The 15,055-nt window shown below is 67.6% G+C and carries 14 protein-coding genes; 6 read left to right on the plus strand and 8 right to left on the minus strand.

What is annotated here, in order from left to right; genetic code table 11:
• Positions 1-36: 36 nt before the first annotated feature.
• The 4 genes from HMPREF3114_RS12475 to HMPREF3114_RS12490 all read right to left on the minus strand — a co-directional run bounded on the left by HMPREF3114_RS12475 (position 37) and on the right by HMPREF3114_RS12490 (position 5,520).
• The gene (locus HMPREF3114_RS12475) at positions 37-1,839 is read right to left on the minus strand and encodes a DUF885 domain-containing protein (RefSeq protein ID WP_053496795.1); all 1,803 of its coding nucleotides are present in this window, start codon (positions 1,837-1,839) and stop codon (positions 37-39) included.
• Between the two features lie 67 nt (positions 1,840-1,906).
• Positions 1,907-2,422 (minus strand): cytochrome c oxidase assembly factor Coa1 family protein, encoded by a 516-nt coding sequence (locus HMPREF3114_RS12480; RefSeq protein ID WP_053496794.1) that lies wholly within the window; start codon positions 2,420-2,422, stop codon positions 1,907-1,909.
• Positions 2,423-2,447: 25 nt separating this feature from the next.
• Complete coding sequence (locus tag HMPREF3114_RS12485; RefSeq protein WP_070489864.1) at positions 2,448-4,673, minus strand: S9 family peptidase; 2,226 nt, start codon at positions 4,671-4,673, stop codon at positions 2,448-2,450.
• Positions 4,674-4,830: 157 nt separating this feature from the next.
• Positions 4,831-5,520 carry a glutathione binding-like protein gene (locus HMPREF3114_RS12490; RefSeq protein ID WP_053496792.1) on the minus strand — a complete coding sequence of 230 codons (690 nt, stop codon included), beginning with the start codon at positions 5,518-5,520 and terminating at the stop codon, positions 4,831-4,833.
• A 112-nt stretch (positions 5,521-5,632) separates the two neighbouring features.
• On the opposite strand from HMPREF3114_RS12490, the gene HMPREF3114_RS12495 reads away from it, so the two are divergent.
• Together HMPREF3114_RS12495 and HMPREF3114_RS12500 are read left to right on the plus strand one after the other, a co-directional pair.
• Entirely contained in the window at positions 5,633-6,253 is a 621-nt protein-coding gene (locus HMPREF3114_RS12495) for a TIGR00645 family protein (protein ID WP_053496791.1), read from the plus strand.
• Between the two features lie 200 nt (positions 6,254-6,453).
• Positions 6,454-7,467: an energy transducer TonB gene (locus tag HMPREF3114_RS12500; RefSeq protein ID WP_053496790.1), complete on the plus strand. Its 1,014-nt coding sequence runs from the start codon at positions 6,454-6,456 to the stop codon at positions 7,465-7,467.
• A gap of 82 nt (positions 7,468-7,549) precedes the next feature.
• Here HMPREF3114_RS12500 and HMPREF3114_RS12505 read toward each other — a convergent pair whose 3' ends face one another.
• A complete protein-coding gene (locus HMPREF3114_RS12505) occupies positions 7,550-7,804 on the minus strand; it encodes a hypothetical protein (protein WP_070489865.1) in 255 nt (84 codons plus the stop codon).
• A 78-nt stretch (positions 7,805-7,882) separates the two neighbouring features.
• On the opposite strand from HMPREF3114_RS12505, the gene HMPREF3114_RS12510 reads away from it, so the two are divergent.
• On the plus strand, positions 7,883-8,680 hold the full coding sequence (locus HMPREF3114_RS12510; protein ID WP_070489866.1) for an AraC family transcriptional regulator: 798 nt from the start codon (positions 7,883-7,885) through the stop codon (positions 8,678-8,680).
• Between the two features lie 99 nt (positions 8,681-8,779).
• Positions 8,780-9,490 carry a transposase gene (locus HMPREF3114_RS12515; protein ID WP_070489867.1) on the plus strand — a complete coding sequence of 237 codons (711 nt, stop codon included), beginning with the start codon at positions 8,780-8,782 and terminating at the stop codon, positions 9,488-9,490.
• Positions 9,491-9,511: 21 nt separating this feature from the next.
• Here the strand turns inward: HMPREF3114_RS12515 and HMPREF3114_RS12520 are convergent, their stop codons facing one another.
• From HMPREF3114_RS12520 to HMPREF3114_RS12530, 3 genes are read right to left on the minus strand one after another with little or no spacing between them, the layout of a single operon-like run.
• Entirely contained in the window at positions 9,512-10,696 is a 1,185-nt protein-coding gene (locus tag HMPREF3114_RS12520; protein ID WP_053496786.1) for an ABC transporter permease, read from the minus strand.
• Positions 10,693-11,439: an ABC transporter ATP-binding protein gene (locus tag HMPREF3114_RS12525; protein WP_053496785.1), complete on the minus strand. Its 747-nt coding sequence runs from the start codon at positions 11,437-11,439 to the stop codon at positions 10,693-10,695. Before HMPREF3114_RS12525 ends, HMPREF3114_RS12520 begins: the two co-directional genes overlap by 4 nt.
• Positions 11,436-12,962 (minus strand): alpha/beta hydrolase, encoded by a 1,527-nt coding sequence (locus tag HMPREF3114_RS12530; protein WP_070489868.1) that lies wholly within the window; start codon positions 12,960-12,962, stop codon positions 11,436-11,438. The genes HMPREF3114_RS12525 and HMPREF3114_RS12530 overlap by 4 nt, the downstream gene beginning before the upstream one ends.
• 296 nt (positions 12,963-13,258) lie before the next feature.
• On the opposite strand from HMPREF3114_RS12530, the gene HMPREF3114_RS12535 reads away from it, so the two are divergent.
• Positions 13,259-13,744 (plus strand): DUF1203 domain-containing protein, encoded by a 486-nt coding sequence (locus HMPREF3114_RS12535; protein ID WP_053496783.1) that lies wholly within the window; start codon positions 13,259-13,261, stop codon positions 13,742-13,744.
• A gap of 233 nt (positions 13,745-13,977) precedes the next feature.
• The coding region (locus HMPREF3114_RS12540) for a lytic polysaccharide monooxygenase (RefSeq protein WP_256337645.1) at positions 13,978-15,055 on the plus strand (1,078 nt) is incomplete at its 3' end.

Consider the following 15,055-nt stretch of genomic DNA (forward strand, 5'->3'; position numbering starts at 1 on the left):
CCGCTGCGCTCGCCGGGCATGGCCCGGCGCTACCACTTACTTCTGCTTGTACTTCGGCACAAATACCTTGTTCACCGCGTCGGCCAGCTGGTCCGGCGGCAGCAGGCCCTGGTCGAGCAGGAAGTTGTTGAACGCCAGGCGGTCGAACTTCGCGCCCAGTGCCAGCTCGGTCTGCATGCGCAGTTCGAGGATGCGGGTGTAGCCATAGAAGTAGCTGCCCGCCTGGCCCGGCATACGCACCATGTAACGGTCCAGTTCCTGGGTGGCCATCGCCTTGGACAGGCCGACCTGCTCCATCAGCACACGCTCGCCGTTGGCGCGGTCGGTCAGGCCGAGGTTGAGCATCGGGTCAAGCATTGCGCGTGCGGCCCGCAGCAGGCGGAACTGCAGGGCGATCATCTGCCCGTCCAGCGGCTCGTACGGCACCATCTCGGCCTCGGCATACAGCGCCCAGCCTTCAACATTCACCGAATTGAACGCGAACATGGTGCGTGCCAGCGAGACACCACGCTCGACCATCGCGGTGAACTGCAGCTCGTGGCCGGGGCGGCCTTCATGCGCGCTCAGCGTCCATGCCGCCGCACCGAAGTTGAAATCGTCGTATTGTGCGCCCGGGCCCGCCGCCGGGTTGCCCAGCGGCAGCACGAAGGTGCCCTGCTGCCCGGTGTTGTTGACCAGCGGCGCCGGCAGGAAATGCGGGGCCGGGCTGGCCGCGCTCTCGGCGGCCGAACCCAGGCGCATCTGCATGGCGCGCTTGGGCACGTCGACGATGGCATGCTCGCGGATCAGCGGATCGATTGCATCGATCACCTTGCGGTAGTGCCCTTCCAGATGGTCGTCGGCGATCTTGTCGGCCTTCAGCGCGCGGATCACCGCCACCGGGTCACTCGGGTCGGCCACCTTCAGGCCCTTGTCCTTCACCACCAGCGGCGCCAGCTGCTGCATCGCCGAGCGGGTTTCCATGAACTCCAGCTGCGCGCGCTGCATCAGCAGCTTCGGATCGATATCGATACCGACCTGCTTGAGCTGGTAGGCGTACAGCGGCGCCGGCAGGCGCGCATCGGTGCGTGCCTTCGGCAGCACGTCCTTGCGGGTCCAGGCGGCGTAGTCCTTCATCTGCCCGGCCAGGGCCTTCATCGCCTCATCGGCGCCGGCGATCTGGTACTTCTTCAGCAGCGACTCGATGCCGGTGATGTACGTCTCGACATTGTCCAGCGATTGCTGCACTTCGATCTTCGTCGGCTGCAGCAGGCTGCCGTCCTTCAAGCGTTCTTCGTAACGCTGGCGGGCCAGCGTGGTGAACGCGGTGCCACCCGGCTGCAGCCCGGCGTAGGCCTTGAGGCGGTCGATCGCCTTGGCCCGGCGCTCGGCCGGCACCTGGTCGGACAGCAGCAGGTTGAGGCCGCTGAAGATGGTCTGCGGCGCGTCACTCCATGGCAGCAGGTACTTCTCGTTGAGCTCGCTGCCTTCGATGTTCTGGTTGGCGGCGTGGATCATGATCTCCAGGTCCTGGCGGACGTTGGGATCCTGCTCGGTGGCCAGCTTGGCTTTCAGTTCATCGCGGGCCTTGGCCATCGCGGCGCGGTAGCGCTTGCCATTGTCCGCACCGAGGTCGGCCACCTTGTCGTCATAGCCGGGCACGCCGAAGAAGCCGGTTTCTTCCGGCTGGAACGGGCCCTGCGCATCAAGCAGGATCTGCGCCAGTGCGTTGCTGCGGGCCACCCAGGCCGGGCCGGCCGGAGTAGCGGCCTTGGCGGCGGGTGCCGCCAGCGCCGGCGGTGCGGACATCAGCGGGGCGGCAGTCAGGGCCAGGGCAACGGCCAACGCGATCGGCTTCATGGTGCACTCCAGGACAGGGTTGCCCGCACCCTACGCGCTCAGCGCTGTGGCGACAATCGGCCGGAGGTCACAACGCCGCGGCCAGCGGGCATTCGCCGCGTTCGCGGCAGGCCTGCAGCTCGCATTCCTGCGCAGCCTCATCATCATCCAGCGCGGTCAGGTCGAACGTCTGCTTGTTCTCGCCCAGCACATACATCACCGGATAGTCCCAGACGTCGTCGCTGCGGGTGCCCTTCACGAACAGCCGGCCGTGCGCGCGCGGGCCTTCCAGGGCCACGGTCAGGCCGACGTCGCGCTGGCCGTTGATCGCGGTCTGCATGCTGCCCAGCGGCATCGACTCGGCACGCAGCGGCTCGCCGAAGGCTTCCACCAGTTCGATGCTGCATCCAGCGCGGCGCATCGCCTCGCGCATCGGCGGGCTCTCGCGTGCGGCCTCGCTCCAGCGCAGCACGCTCCAGGCCACCACGCCACCGGCACCGGCCAACACCAGCAGCACGGCCAGCGGCATCGCCCAGCGCCAGTGACGGGACCACCAGCCGGCAGGCTTCGCGCCATGGGTGGGAATCGGCGGCGGCAGTGTCATCGGCGGGCTCCTTCCCGTTTGTGCATCAGGGCTTCAGGCAGCGTCCCAGGAAGGCTTCGGCCACACGGTAGCGATGCAGCGCATCGGCGCCGGACAGGCCATGCTTGGCACCCGGATAGGTCATCAGCTCGAACGGCTGGCCGCGCTTCTGCAGCGCGCTCATCAGGCTGGTCGAGTTGGTGAACAGCACGTTGTCATCGGCCATGCCGTGGATCAGCAGCAACGGCGAACGCAGGCCTTCGATATGGGTCAGCACGCGCGCTTCGCGGTACCCCGCTTCGTTGCGCGCCGGCAGGTCCATGTAGCGTTCGGTGTAGTGGCTGTCATACAGGCCCCAATCGGTGACCGGTGCGCCGGCCACGCCACAGGCGTACCGGTTCGATGCCTTGGCCAGCAGCATCAGAGTCATGTAACCGCCGTTGGACCAGCCCTGCACGCCGATGCGCGCCGGGTCCACCCACGGCTGCTGCTTCAGCCAGGCCACGCCGCGCAGCTGGTCGGTCACTTCCCCCGTGCCCTGCTTCCCGTACAGCGCACCACCGAAGTCGCGGCCACGGCGCGGAGTGCCGCGGTTGTCCAGCGAGAACACCACGTAGCCCTGCTGGGCCAGGTACTGGTTGAACAGATGGTCGCCGCGGCCGGGCCAGCTGTCGGTGACGGTCTGGCTGGCCGGGCCGCCGTAGACGTACACCGCCACCGGGTAGCGCTTGGACGGATCGAAGCCGGCCGGCTTGATCAGGCTGTAGTTCAACGGGGTCTTGCCGTCGGCAGCCATCAACGTGCCGAACTCGACCGGGCGCTGCGCATCGCGGTAGCGCGCATACGGGTGCTTGGGATCGGTCAGGTCGTTCTCGACCAGCGTGGCGATCTTCTCGCCGTTGGCGCGGAACAGTTCGATCTGCGGCGGCGTGGTACTGTTGGACCAGCTGTCCACGTAGACGCTGGCATTGCGGGCGAAGCTGGCGCTGTGCATGCCCGGCGCCTTCGACAGGCGCTGCGGCTCACCGCCCTGCAGCGACACCGCGTAGATCTGGCTTTCGCGCGAGGTCTCGATGCCAGCACGGAAGTAGGCCTTGCCAGCCTTCTCATCGACCGCCAGCAGTTCGTCCACCGGCCAGTTGCCATGGGTCAGCGCAGTGGCCTTGCCCTTGCCATCGATGCGGTACAGGTGCTGGAAGCCGGTGCGCTCGGACGACCACAGCACGCTGCCATCTTCAAGGAAGCGCAGGCTGTTGTGCAGCGGCACCCAGGTCGGGCTGGTCTCGTGGGCGAGCACGCGCTGGCGGTTGGAATCGAGCGCCACTTCGACCAGGTCCAGCTGCTTCTGGTCACGCGACTGGCGCTGGAAACTCAGGTGCTGCGCATCGCGCCAATCGACGCGGGCCAGGTAGATGTCCTGTTCCTTGCCCAGGTCGATCCAGCGCGGCTGCGCATCGGCGGCCGGTGCGATCACGCCCAGCTGCACGCGCACGTTGGCGTCGCCGGCGGCCGGGTAACGCTGTTCGATCACATCGGTGCGGTCGGCGTAGACCTCGTAGCGCTTCTGCACCGGCACCGGCGCCTCGTCGATGCGGGCGAAGGCGATGGCCGAATCATCCGGCGCCCACCAGTAACCGGTGTGGCGATCCATTTCCTCATCGGCGACGAACTCGGCCACGCCGTTGCCGATGGTGGTGCTGCCGTCGCGGGTCAGCTGCAGCTGCTTGCCACTGGCCAGGTCGATCACCCACAGGTTGCGGCCGCGGATGAAGCTGACGAAGCCGCCCTGGGGCGACAGCTTGGCGTCGGTGGCGAAGCCTTCACCGTGGGTCAGCTGGCGCACGGCCGCCTGGCCATGCTGCTTGAGGTCGTACAGGTAGAGTTCGCCGCCCAACGGGAACAGCAGGCGCTGCGCGTCCGGCGACCACTGGTAATCAACGATGCCGGTCATCGCGGCGATGCGCTGGCGCTCGCGTCGGGCCTTTTCCTCATCGCTGAGGGTCTCGGTGCCGGGCAGCACGACCTTAGAATCAACCAGCAGGCGGGTCTGGCCGCTGCCGATGTCGTAGGTCCACAGGTCCAGCTGGTTGCGGTCGCTGTCCTTGCCGCGCAGGAAGCTGACCTGCGAACCGTCCGGCGCCACCTTGGGCTTCATCAGGGTCGGGCCGGACAACGGCAGGGGGCCGGTGATGGCTTCCAGGGTCAGCTTTTCGGCGTGGGCGGCGGTACTGGTGGCGAGCATGAGGGCAAGCGAAGCGAACAGGTGGCGCATGGAGGATCCCGGCAAACGGCAGGTCCGCCTCCACGCGGGGCGCGGGACGGTCGTCCCCCATCCTAACCAAGCCCGTGCGGGAAGGCAGCATGACCTTCTGCCCATAAGGAGTGCCGGTAAGGAGTGCCGACCAACGGTCGGCACCCACAGAACTGGGTCAGCGCTGGCCGAACAGATGCTTGCGCTCTTCGTCGCTGAGCGGCTTGCCGGCGTTCGGGTTCACCTGCTGGCGCAGCGCATAGGCGCGCTGGGTGGCCGGGCGCGCGGCGATGGTCTCGTGCCAGCGCTTGAGGTTCGGGAACGCGGCGAAGTCCACCGGCAGCTTGTCGTAGGCGCCGATCCACGGGTAGCTGGCCATGTCGGCGATGGTGTACGCGTCGCCGGCCAGGAAGGCGTGCTGGGCCAGGCGCTTGTCCATCACCCCGTGCAGGCGGCGCACCTCGTTGTCATAGCGCTCGATCGCATACGGGATCTTTTCCGGGGCATACACATTGAAATGCCCCATCTGGCCACTCATCGGACCCAGGCCCGCCATCTGCCAGAACAGCCACTCCAGGGTGGTGATGCGGCCGCGCGGGTCGCTGGGCAGGAAGCGGCCGGTCTTCTCGGCCAGGTACAGCAGGATCGCGCCGGACTCGAACACGCTCTGCGGGGCGCCGCCATCGACCGGGGCGTGGTCGACGATGGCCGGCATCTTGTTGTTGGGCGAAATGGCGAGGAATTCCGGCTTGAACTGGTCGCCCGAGCCGATGTTGACCGGGTGGATGCGGTACTCCAGGCCGGCTTCCTCCAACAGCAGGGTCACTTTATGGCCGTTCGGGGTGGGCCAGTAATACAGGTCGATCATGGCGTCGGCTCGGGGTGCGGAAAGGAACCTGAAGTCTAGTGCGTGAGTTGGGTTGGCACCGTCATGGCGGGCCGGTAACCTCGCCTCTCCCCCGAAACGCAGCATCCCCCGCATGAGTGCAAACCGCCCGCCGCTCTCCCCGTTGTCCACGCTGATCTTCGCCTCGCGCTGGCTGCAGCTGCCGCTGTACCTGGGCCTGATCGTGGCGCAGTGCGTCTACGTGTTCCTGTTCGGCAAGGAACTGTGGCACCTGATCTCGCATTCGGTGTCGATGGGCGAGCAGCAGATCATGCTGATCGTGCTGGGCCTGATCGACGTGGTGATGATCTCCAACCTGCTGGTGATGGTGATCGTCGGCGGCTATGAGACCTTCGTCTCGCGCCTGCGCCTGGAAGGCCACCCGGACCAGCCGGAATGGCTGAGCCACGTCAATGCCAGCGTGCTGAAAGTGAAGCTGGCGATGGCGATCATCGGCATCTCCTCGATCCACCTGCTGAAGACCTTCATCGCAACCGGCGCGCTGGGTGGCATCCCGCTGTGCCCGCCCGAGCGAATGGCGTCCGCAGCTGCCAACATTGGTGAGCAGACCTGCTCGACTCTCACTGCCAACGGCGTGCTGTGGCAGACCATCATCCACTGCGTGTTCATCCTGTCGGCGATCGGCATCGCCTGGACCGACAAGCTGATGTCCAACGGCCACAGCAAGTCGCACGACAAGGCGCACGACCACTGAGGTCGGCGCCGGCAACGGCACGGCCGCCGTTGCTCATCCCGGCCACGGCCCTTGTACGCGGCGGTGGCCGGGATGCTAGATTGCACCCTCGCCGTTGCCGGCGGTGGCGTCGGGAAACGTCACCCTGCCGCGCCCGGACCGCTGGTCCCGGCCATGCATATCAATGATTTACGTCACGTCGTCTTCTAGAGGGGAGCAGGATGTCGCACGTCTCAACGATCACCGCCGCGCGCCGGTGGCTGCCGGTTGCCCTGGCACTGGCACTGGCTGCCTGCTCGGGCAAGGAGGAAACCGCCGCACCGGCCCCGGCCGCCGCACCCACCGCCGCTTCACCGGCCGCACCGGTGGTCGCCGCCAAGGTGCAGTCGATGGGCACCGAGCAGCTGCGTGAGTCGGCCAGCCAGGCCCTGCGCGAGAACCGCATGTACGCGCCGGCTGGCGACAACGCCATCGAGTACTACCTCGCCCTGCGCGACAAGACGCCGGACGACGCCTCGGTGAAAAGCGCACTGACCGACCTGCTGCCCTACACCCTGATCGCCGCCGAACAGCACCTGGGCCGCGAGGACTACACCGAAGCGCAGCGCCTGGTGGCACTGATCGAGAAGGTGGACGCCTCTGCGCCGGCGTTGCCGCGCCTGAAGGACGGCCTGGCCAAGGGCGTGCAGAACGCGGCCAAGCGCACCGAGGCCGAAGCCGAGAAGGCGAAGAAGGACGCCGAGGACCGCAGCAAGCAGCAGACCGAACAGCAGCGCCTGGCCGAGCAGCGTGCCAAGGAAGCCGACGCAGCCAAGCAGATCGCTGCCCAGCAGGACGCCGCCCGCCGCGACAACGAGCGCCAGGAAGCCGAGCGCCAGGCTGCGGCCCGCCGCGAAGCCGAGCAGAAGCAGCAGCAGGCTGCCGCCCAGCAGGCCAGCGCCGCACGCCAGGCCGCAGCTCCGGCGGCCGCTGCGGCGCCGAACCTGCGCCCGGTCAGCACCCCGGCGCCGCGCTATCCGTCCGAGGCGCTGCGCGCAGGCACCTCCGGCGAAGTGCTGGTGGAAATCACCGTCGGCACCGACGGTTCGGTGACCAACGCCCGTGTGCTGCGCGCAACGCCATCGCGCGTCTTCGATCGCGAGGCCATGAACGCGGTCAAGCGTTGGCGCTTCGAGCCGGTCAGCGCACCGGTCACCACCCGCCGCACCCTGGTGTTCGCCCCGGGCGGCAGCTGACCACGAAAAGGGGACGGAGGGGATTAAGTCGTTTCCGCCCCGCAATGACGACACGGCCCGGCATGTCCGGGCCGTGTTCGTTTCAGGAGAGGCTGTCGATCAGGCGCTGCAGTGCTGGATCGCGCGCGGCCAGTACCTGGAACAGGCCCAGCGCATGCAGGCCCGGCAGCAGCGCACGCAGGTCGGCTTCGGCGGTGGCGCGGGTGGCGTCATCGCTGGCGGGGTCCTGCCAGTCACGGACGCTGGCGAGGAAGGCACCGACGCTACCCTTGCGCACGGTGAGGCCGTTTGCCTGTACCTCGTTCTGATGGTCGGGAAGGATGTCCTGTGGCTGCATGGGTGATGCTCCTGTGGGATCGGGAGCCCAGTGTGCCGCCCAGCCGTCGGCACTTCTGCCGTATAACTGCCATTGGATATGGCAGATCAGACATCGCCCAAGTTGATTGACCCCGCTTTGGCGAACGCCGAAGGCGGTCCACTCGTCTTGGCCTCGCAGCTGCGGGTGCCCGGACGGCGCCGCACCGCGCGCCACCAGCACGTGCGCGGCCAAGTGCTGGGTGCCCACCACGGCCTGCTGCGGATCGAGGCCGGCGATCTGCACTGGTTGCTGCCGGCGGGGCATGTTGCCTGGATACCGCCCTTGCTGCCTCACGCCCTGGTAGGGGCAGAGGCATTCGATGGCTGGAGCCTGTACTTCAACGCCGAAGCCTGTCTGGAGCTGCCCGCCGTGCCGCGCATTTTCCAGCCGAACGTGCTGTTGCAGGCCGCGATGATGCGCGCACTGAGTTGGCCACATCAGGCGCTGGACGCCGCGCAGGCACGCCTGGCCGGCGTGATCGCCGATGAGATCGCCGCCAGCACGCCTTTGCCGCTTGCCTTGCCACAGCCGCGGGATCGCCGGTTGCGGCGGATCGCGGCGGCGCTGGCACGGTCGCCGGACGACCTTTGCAGCGTCGAAGCGTGGGCAGCCGCCAGCGGCCTGTCCAGCCGCAGCCTCGCCCGCCATTGGCAGGCCGAAACAGGCATGACCCTGGGCCATTGGCGGCAGCGCCTGCGCGTGCTGCTGTCGCTGCCACGCCTGCTGGCGGGCGAGCCGGTGATCAGCGTTGCGCTGTCGATGGGATACGACACCCCAAGCGCGTTCATCACCGTGTTCAAGCGCGAGATGGGGGTGACGCCTGCGCGGTACGCAAAAGGGGACGGAGGGAATTAAGTCGCTTTTGACTCTTCCGACACGGCATCGCGGCGTTGCCTGATGTCCGGCTTCGCGGCCGCAATGACAGGCTGAAACCCCGTCCAGTCTCCAGATCCGATGCCCCGACAAGCGCGCCTGATGCTGCCAGGCCAGGCCTATCACGTGATCCAGCGCGGTGTGAACAAGGGCGCGATCTTCGTCGACGACATCGACCGCCAACTGTTCCTGCATCTGTTGCACAGCGCCTTCCTCAAGCACCACGTCGCACTGCATGCCTATGTTCTGATGGGAAACCACGTTCACCTGTTGGCCACGCCCTCCACACAGCAGGGTCTGGCTGGTGCAATGCGCATGCAGGGCAACAACTACGTACAGGCCTTCAACCAGCGGCACGGGCGCAGTGGACCTCTGTGGCAGGGCCGCTTCCATTCCTCAATGATCGACAGCGATGCGTATCTTCTCAGCGTATACCGCTATATCGAACGCAATCCCGTCCGTGCAGGAATTGCTGTCAGCGCTGAAGATCACCCGTGGTCCAGCGTGCATGGCAACCTTCAACGACGCGATGATCCGATGTTGACGCAACATCCCGCGTTCGAGGCGCTGGCAGCGACCGCTCTGGGAAGGGCGACGTTGTATGCCGAATTCCTGCGCGATGTGAATGCGTCCGCCGACGTACCCGCGATCCGCAACCACAGCGCCAGACAACGCCCGATGGGGAACGATGCGTTCCTGCGGATGGTGAAGCAGACGTTGGGGCGCCCGGTGGAGATGCGCGGACGAGGACGTCCGCGCAAGGAGGGGACGGGAGAGGCAGAAACGACTTAATCCCCTCCGTCCCCTTTTTGGTCAGCCAGAGATCGCCAGGCGCTCGTTGTGGTAGCGGCGCACGGCGGCGAACCACAGCACGGCGGCGAGGCCGAGGCTGGCGCCGAGGTAGATCGCCCAGACCGCCGGGGTGATGATCTCGTGGCGGATCACCTTCAGCAGCATCTGGTTCTGCGACAGGAACGGCACGGCGTACTGCCACAGCTCGCTCTTCAGCGGATAGGCCACCAGTGCATAGCCAGGCAGCATCGGCAGCAGCATCAGCCAGGTCATGTGGCTTTGCGCTTCCTTCATGCTCTTGGCTGCGGCCGACAGGAAGGTCAGCAGCGAGGTGCCGATCAGCAGCATCGGCAACATCACCAGCAGCATCTGCAGCATCGAGCCGACGTTCATGTTGAACTGGCGGCCGATGTTGCCGGGTGCGATCTGCGCGCTCACCTTGAACGCGACCAGGGTCAGCAGCAGCGAAACGAAACCGACCACGCAGGCGGCGGCGATCTTGCCGCTGACGATCGCGCTGCGCGAACCCGGCGTGGCCAGCAGGGGTTCCAGCGACTGCCGCTCGCGCTCGCCGGCGGTGGCGTCCATCACCAGGTAGGCGCCACCGATGAACGAGGTCAGCGTCAGCAATACCGGCAGCAGCATCGACAGGATCATGCCGCGCTTGGCCTCGGCACTGGCCAGGTCCTGGCGCGCCACGTCCAGCGGGCGTGCCACCTGTGCGTCGATGCCACGCGCCATCAGGCGCAGTGCACCGACCTGGCCGTTGTAGGTGGCCAGCGCCGCCTCCAGGCGCGCACTGGGTACTTCAGCCGCGCGACGCGTGCTGTCCTTGATCACCTCCACCAGCGCCGGCTTGCCCTCGGCCCAGTCCTTGCCGAAATCATCGCTGATGCGCAGCGCCACATCGATGTCCTGGGTGCGGATGGCCTCGGCCAGGTCCTTCGGTGCCGGTGCGGCATTGAGGCCCTGTGCGGCGAGGAAGCGCACCAGGTTAGGCGCGTTCTCGGCGCCGATGGTCGGGATCTGCAACGGCTCTTCGATCTGGGTGCGTACCCGGCTCTCGGCCAGCTTGCCCATGCCCAGCAGCAGCACCGGGTACAGCAGCGGCCCGAACAGCAGGGTCAGCAGCAGCGTGCGGCGGTCACGCGACAGGTCGCGCAGTTCCTTGCGCATCACCGTCATCAGGGTCGACATCATGCTCATGCGTGCAGGCCCTCTTCGCTGCCGATCAGTTTCACGAACGCGTCCTCAAGATTGGCTTCGCCGGCCTGCGCACGCAGCTCGTCGGCGCTGCCGGCAGCCATCACCGTGCCCTTGGCGATGATCACGATGTGGTCACACAACGCGCCCACCTCCTGCATGATGTGGCTGGACAGGATCACGCAGCGCCCCTCTTCGCGCAGGCCCAGCAGGAAGCGGCGCAGCGCGCGCGTGGTCATCACATCCAGGCCGTTGGTCGGTTCGTCGAGGATGACGTTGCGCGGGTCGTGCACCAGCGCGCGGGCAATCGCGGTCTTGGTGCGCTGGCCCTGCGAGAAACCATCGGTCTGCCGGTCGAGGATGTCCCCCATGTCCAGCGCGTGCGACAGCACCTCGATGCGTTCGCGGATGCGCTCGGCCGACAGGCCATGCAGTTCGCCGAAGTAGGCGATGTTCTCGCGCGCGGTCAGGCGCTTGTAGACGCCACGCGCATCGGGCAGCACGCCGAGGTGGCGACGTACCTCCACCGGATTGCGCGCCGCATCGATGCCGTCGACAGTGATGCTGCCCTGATCGGGCGTCATCAGCGTGTAGAGCATGCGCATGGTGGTGGTCTTGCCGGCACCGTTGGGGCCGAGCAGGCCGGTGATCTGCCCATCCCCGGCGCGGAAGCCGACGTTGGCGACCGCCTGGATGCGGCCCGTGCGGGTATCGAAGGCCTTGTGCAGGTTGTCGGCGACGATCATGGTTCCCATCCGTTGAACGAGGTGAACGCCGGCACGTAGCTCAGCGTATCCAGGCAGCCGGCATCCAGCGCCTTGGCATCGGTCTTGTCGATGAACTGGCCGAGCAGCCGCGGCATGCAGCCGGCGGTCAACGTGCCATGGCCCTGGCCACGGGCGACCAGCGCACGGCCGTTGGGCAGGCCCTTGAGCACCTGTGCGGCGTAACGCGGCGGCGTCACCGGGTCCAGCTCACCAGACAGCAGCAGTGCCGGCACGTCGCTGCGCAGCGGCACGGCATCGGTTGCCGGCGCCGGACGATGCGGCCATACCGGGCAGGCCGCGAAGAACGCACTGGCCACTTCGTTGCCGAACAGCCGCTCGGGATCCTCGGCCGGCGCGTGGTAGCGCGGCGCATCCTCGCTGCAGATCACCGACCACTGCATGCCGCGGTTGATCTGGAAATCCATGCTGCGGTTCGCGCCGCGCGCCAGCGATGCCAACGGGGCATAGCGCCCGTGTGCGGCTTCATCCAGCACCAGTGGCAGCAGCGAGGAATACTGCGGCACGTAGGAGAAGGCGAAGGCAAGGCCGACCACGCTGTCCGGGGTCAGGACATCCTGCCGGGGTGCGTTGGTACCCGGGTCGCGATACTCGACCGAGACCGGTGCACGGCGCAGGGTGTCGACCACGCTGCGCAGCTGCGCGCGGGTATCGGTCGGGAAACGCTTGCTGCACGCGGCATCCTTGCGGCACTGCGCCGACTGCAGGGCGATCGCATCCTCGAAGGTGGTCGCGAAGTCGCCACCGACCACCAGCTCGTTCGGTACCACGCCATCGATGACGATGCTGCGGGTGTGCTGCGGATAGGCCCCGGCATAGCGCTGGGCCACGCGGGTACCGTAGGAGCCGCCAACCAGGTTGAGCTGGTCCACACCGAGCGCCGCACGCACCGCATCCAGATCGGCGATCGCCTCGGTGGTGGTGTAGAAGCGCGCATCGGCACGCCCCTGCAGCGATGCGGCGCAGCGCTGGGCGTAATCGCGCAGCGATGCCTCGGAAGGCGCGGCATCCTCGTCCACCTGCAGCGGCTTGCCGTCCGCGCCCAGGCAGCTGAGCGGGTTGGAGCCGCCGGTGCCGCGCTGGTCGATCAGGAACACATCGCGCTGCTTGCGCACCTGGCGCAGTGCAGTATCGACGATGACCGCCACCTCGCTGGCCGCTTGGCCGGGGCCGCCGGCCAGGAAGAACACCGGGTCGGGCTGGCCGGCGCCGCTGCTGCCCGATTCCAGCCAGGCGACACGCAGGCCGATCCGGCGACCGTCAGGCTGGGCCCGGTCCTCCGGCACCTGCAGGGTGGCGCACTGCGCCTCCACGTTGGCGCTGGCACCTTCGGTGGACAGTGTGCAGGGCTGGAAGTCGATCGTGCCGAAGCGGCGGCTGGGTGCATCGCTGGCGCTTCCGGCGTCGGCCGGCGTCGGCTGGCTGCACCCGGCAAGCATCAGGCTGGCCAGCATCCCGGCCAGCGCGAGGTGGTGTCTTTGCATCGTGCTCGTTTCCCCTGGAGGACGTTCCTGTCGACCACGACGGGCTGCCGCGGAAGATGTGACCCAACTTACACGGGCAGCGCGCCGACGGCGATGGGCAATGACGAATCCGCAGCCAACGGCGCGCAGACCAGGCGGTCCCGCCTCTCGGCCTTGGCCGGCACAGGGCGGCATCGGCGGCGGCCCGCAGCGCCCCGTGGGCCAGTGCACCGGCCCGGCGGCGATGCGGGGTCTGAAAACGGCGGGCACGGCCGCCGGCGCACGCGCAGAATCCGCCGCAGACCCAGGAGACGCTCATGCACACGTGGTACCTCGGTGGCATCGACCATCGCCCCTTCCTGCACCTGTTCGAGATGAGTGACAGCGCGCTCGCCGCGCTCGGCATCCAGCGTCGCTGGGCCGGCGCCAACGGCGGCCATCCCTGCCGGATCAGCCTGAGCGATCCCGCGCCTGGCAGCGAGCTGCTCCTGCTGTCCCACGTCCACCTGCCGCTGCATTCACCGTATCGCGCCGCCGGCCCGATCTTCGTGCAGCGCGGCGTGACCCGTTGCGTCCTGCCGCCAGGCGAGGTGCCCCCGTATGTGCAGCGCCGGATGATATCGATGCGTGCCTATGACCACGCCGCGCTGATGTGCGGTGCCCAGGTCTGTGCGGGCACCGAGGTGGCCGACCACCTGGATGCACTGTTTGCCGACGCGTCGGTGGCGTTCGTCCAGCTGCACAATGCGGCGCATGGCTGTTTCTCGTGCCAGGCAGATCGGGTGGGTACCGGGACTGCGTAGCGTGATCTCCATGACGTGATCGATGCCACGCCGGTCACGTGACGTCCAGCGCATCCGTTCAGCCCTGCGTGAAGCCTGCGGGAAGGGCTTCACATGCGCAGTCACGGATCGGCACTGCGAGGGTTCCGTCGCCTGCATCGCGACTCGATACTCGCCGTGGTGCCGCCGGAAGTCCACTGCGCAGCGCAGCGCCTGCGGTCACCGTTCCCTTTCGACGACCACAAGGATGCGCCATGTCATTCCGATCCACACCGCTGCTGCTGGCCACTTCGTGGGCCGCCGCCGGCCTGTTGCTGGCCGGCGATGCGTTCGCCCACGGCACCATGACCACGCCTGTCAGCCGCGTCTACGCCTGTTTCCAGGGCAACCCCGAGAACCCGACCAACCCGGCCTGTGCCGCCGCCAAGGCCATCGGCGGTTCGCAGGCGTTCTACGACTGGAACGGCATCAACCAGGCCAATGCCAACGGCAACCACCAGGCCGTGGTGCCCGACGGCAAGCTGTGCAGCGGCAACAACCCGACCTTCCGCGGCCTGGACGTGAACCGCAGTGACTGGCAGACCACGCCGATCCAGCCCGATGCCAATGGCAGGTTCACCTTCGTGTTCAAGGCGACCGCGCCGCACGCCACCCGTGACTGGCGCTTCTTCGTCACCCGCGAAGGCTGGCAGCCGGGCAGCCCGCTGCGCTGGGCCGACCTGCAGGAGTTCTGCACCCTGGGCAATACACCGCTGTCGGCCGATGGCACTTACAAGCTGCAATGCACGTTGCCGCAGCGCACCGGCCAGCATGTGATCTACAACACCTGGCAGCGCTCGGATTCGACCGAGGCGTTCTATACCTGCATGGATGTGCGCTTCCAGGGCGGCGGCGGAACGGCACCGGCAACGCAGTGGCAGGATGCCGGCCCGGTCACCGCGCGCGGCGAGCTGCCGGTCGGCACCACGTTGGCGCTGCGCGTGTTCAATGCCAACGGCAATGATGTCGAACGCGTGGAAGCCACGCTGGCCAGCGGCCAGACTGCCGCCGCACAGTGGCCGCTGGTGCTGGCACGCAAGGTCAATGCCAGTGCGCAGCACGCACGCGTGGGCGTGCTCAGCAACGGCGTGATCACGCCGGCGGCCTCGGCCACCGACAACCGGGTGTACCTGAAGGACGGCAACCGCTTCCAGCTCGACACCCGGGTGCCTGACGCGGGCACGCCGTCGCCGGGCGGTGATTTCGACCACGTGTACCCCGCAGGCATTGGCAGCTACGTCCCCGGCCAGACCGTGGTAAAGGGCACCGACGGCAAGCTGTACGCCTGCCGCC

The sequence above is a fragment of the Stenotrophomonas sp. HMSC10F07 genome (genome assembly GCF_001807895.1).
GTDB classification, from domain to species: Bacteria; Pseudomonadota; Gammaproteobacteria; order Xanthomonadales; family Xanthomonadaceae; genus Stenotrophomonas; species Stenotrophomonas sepilia.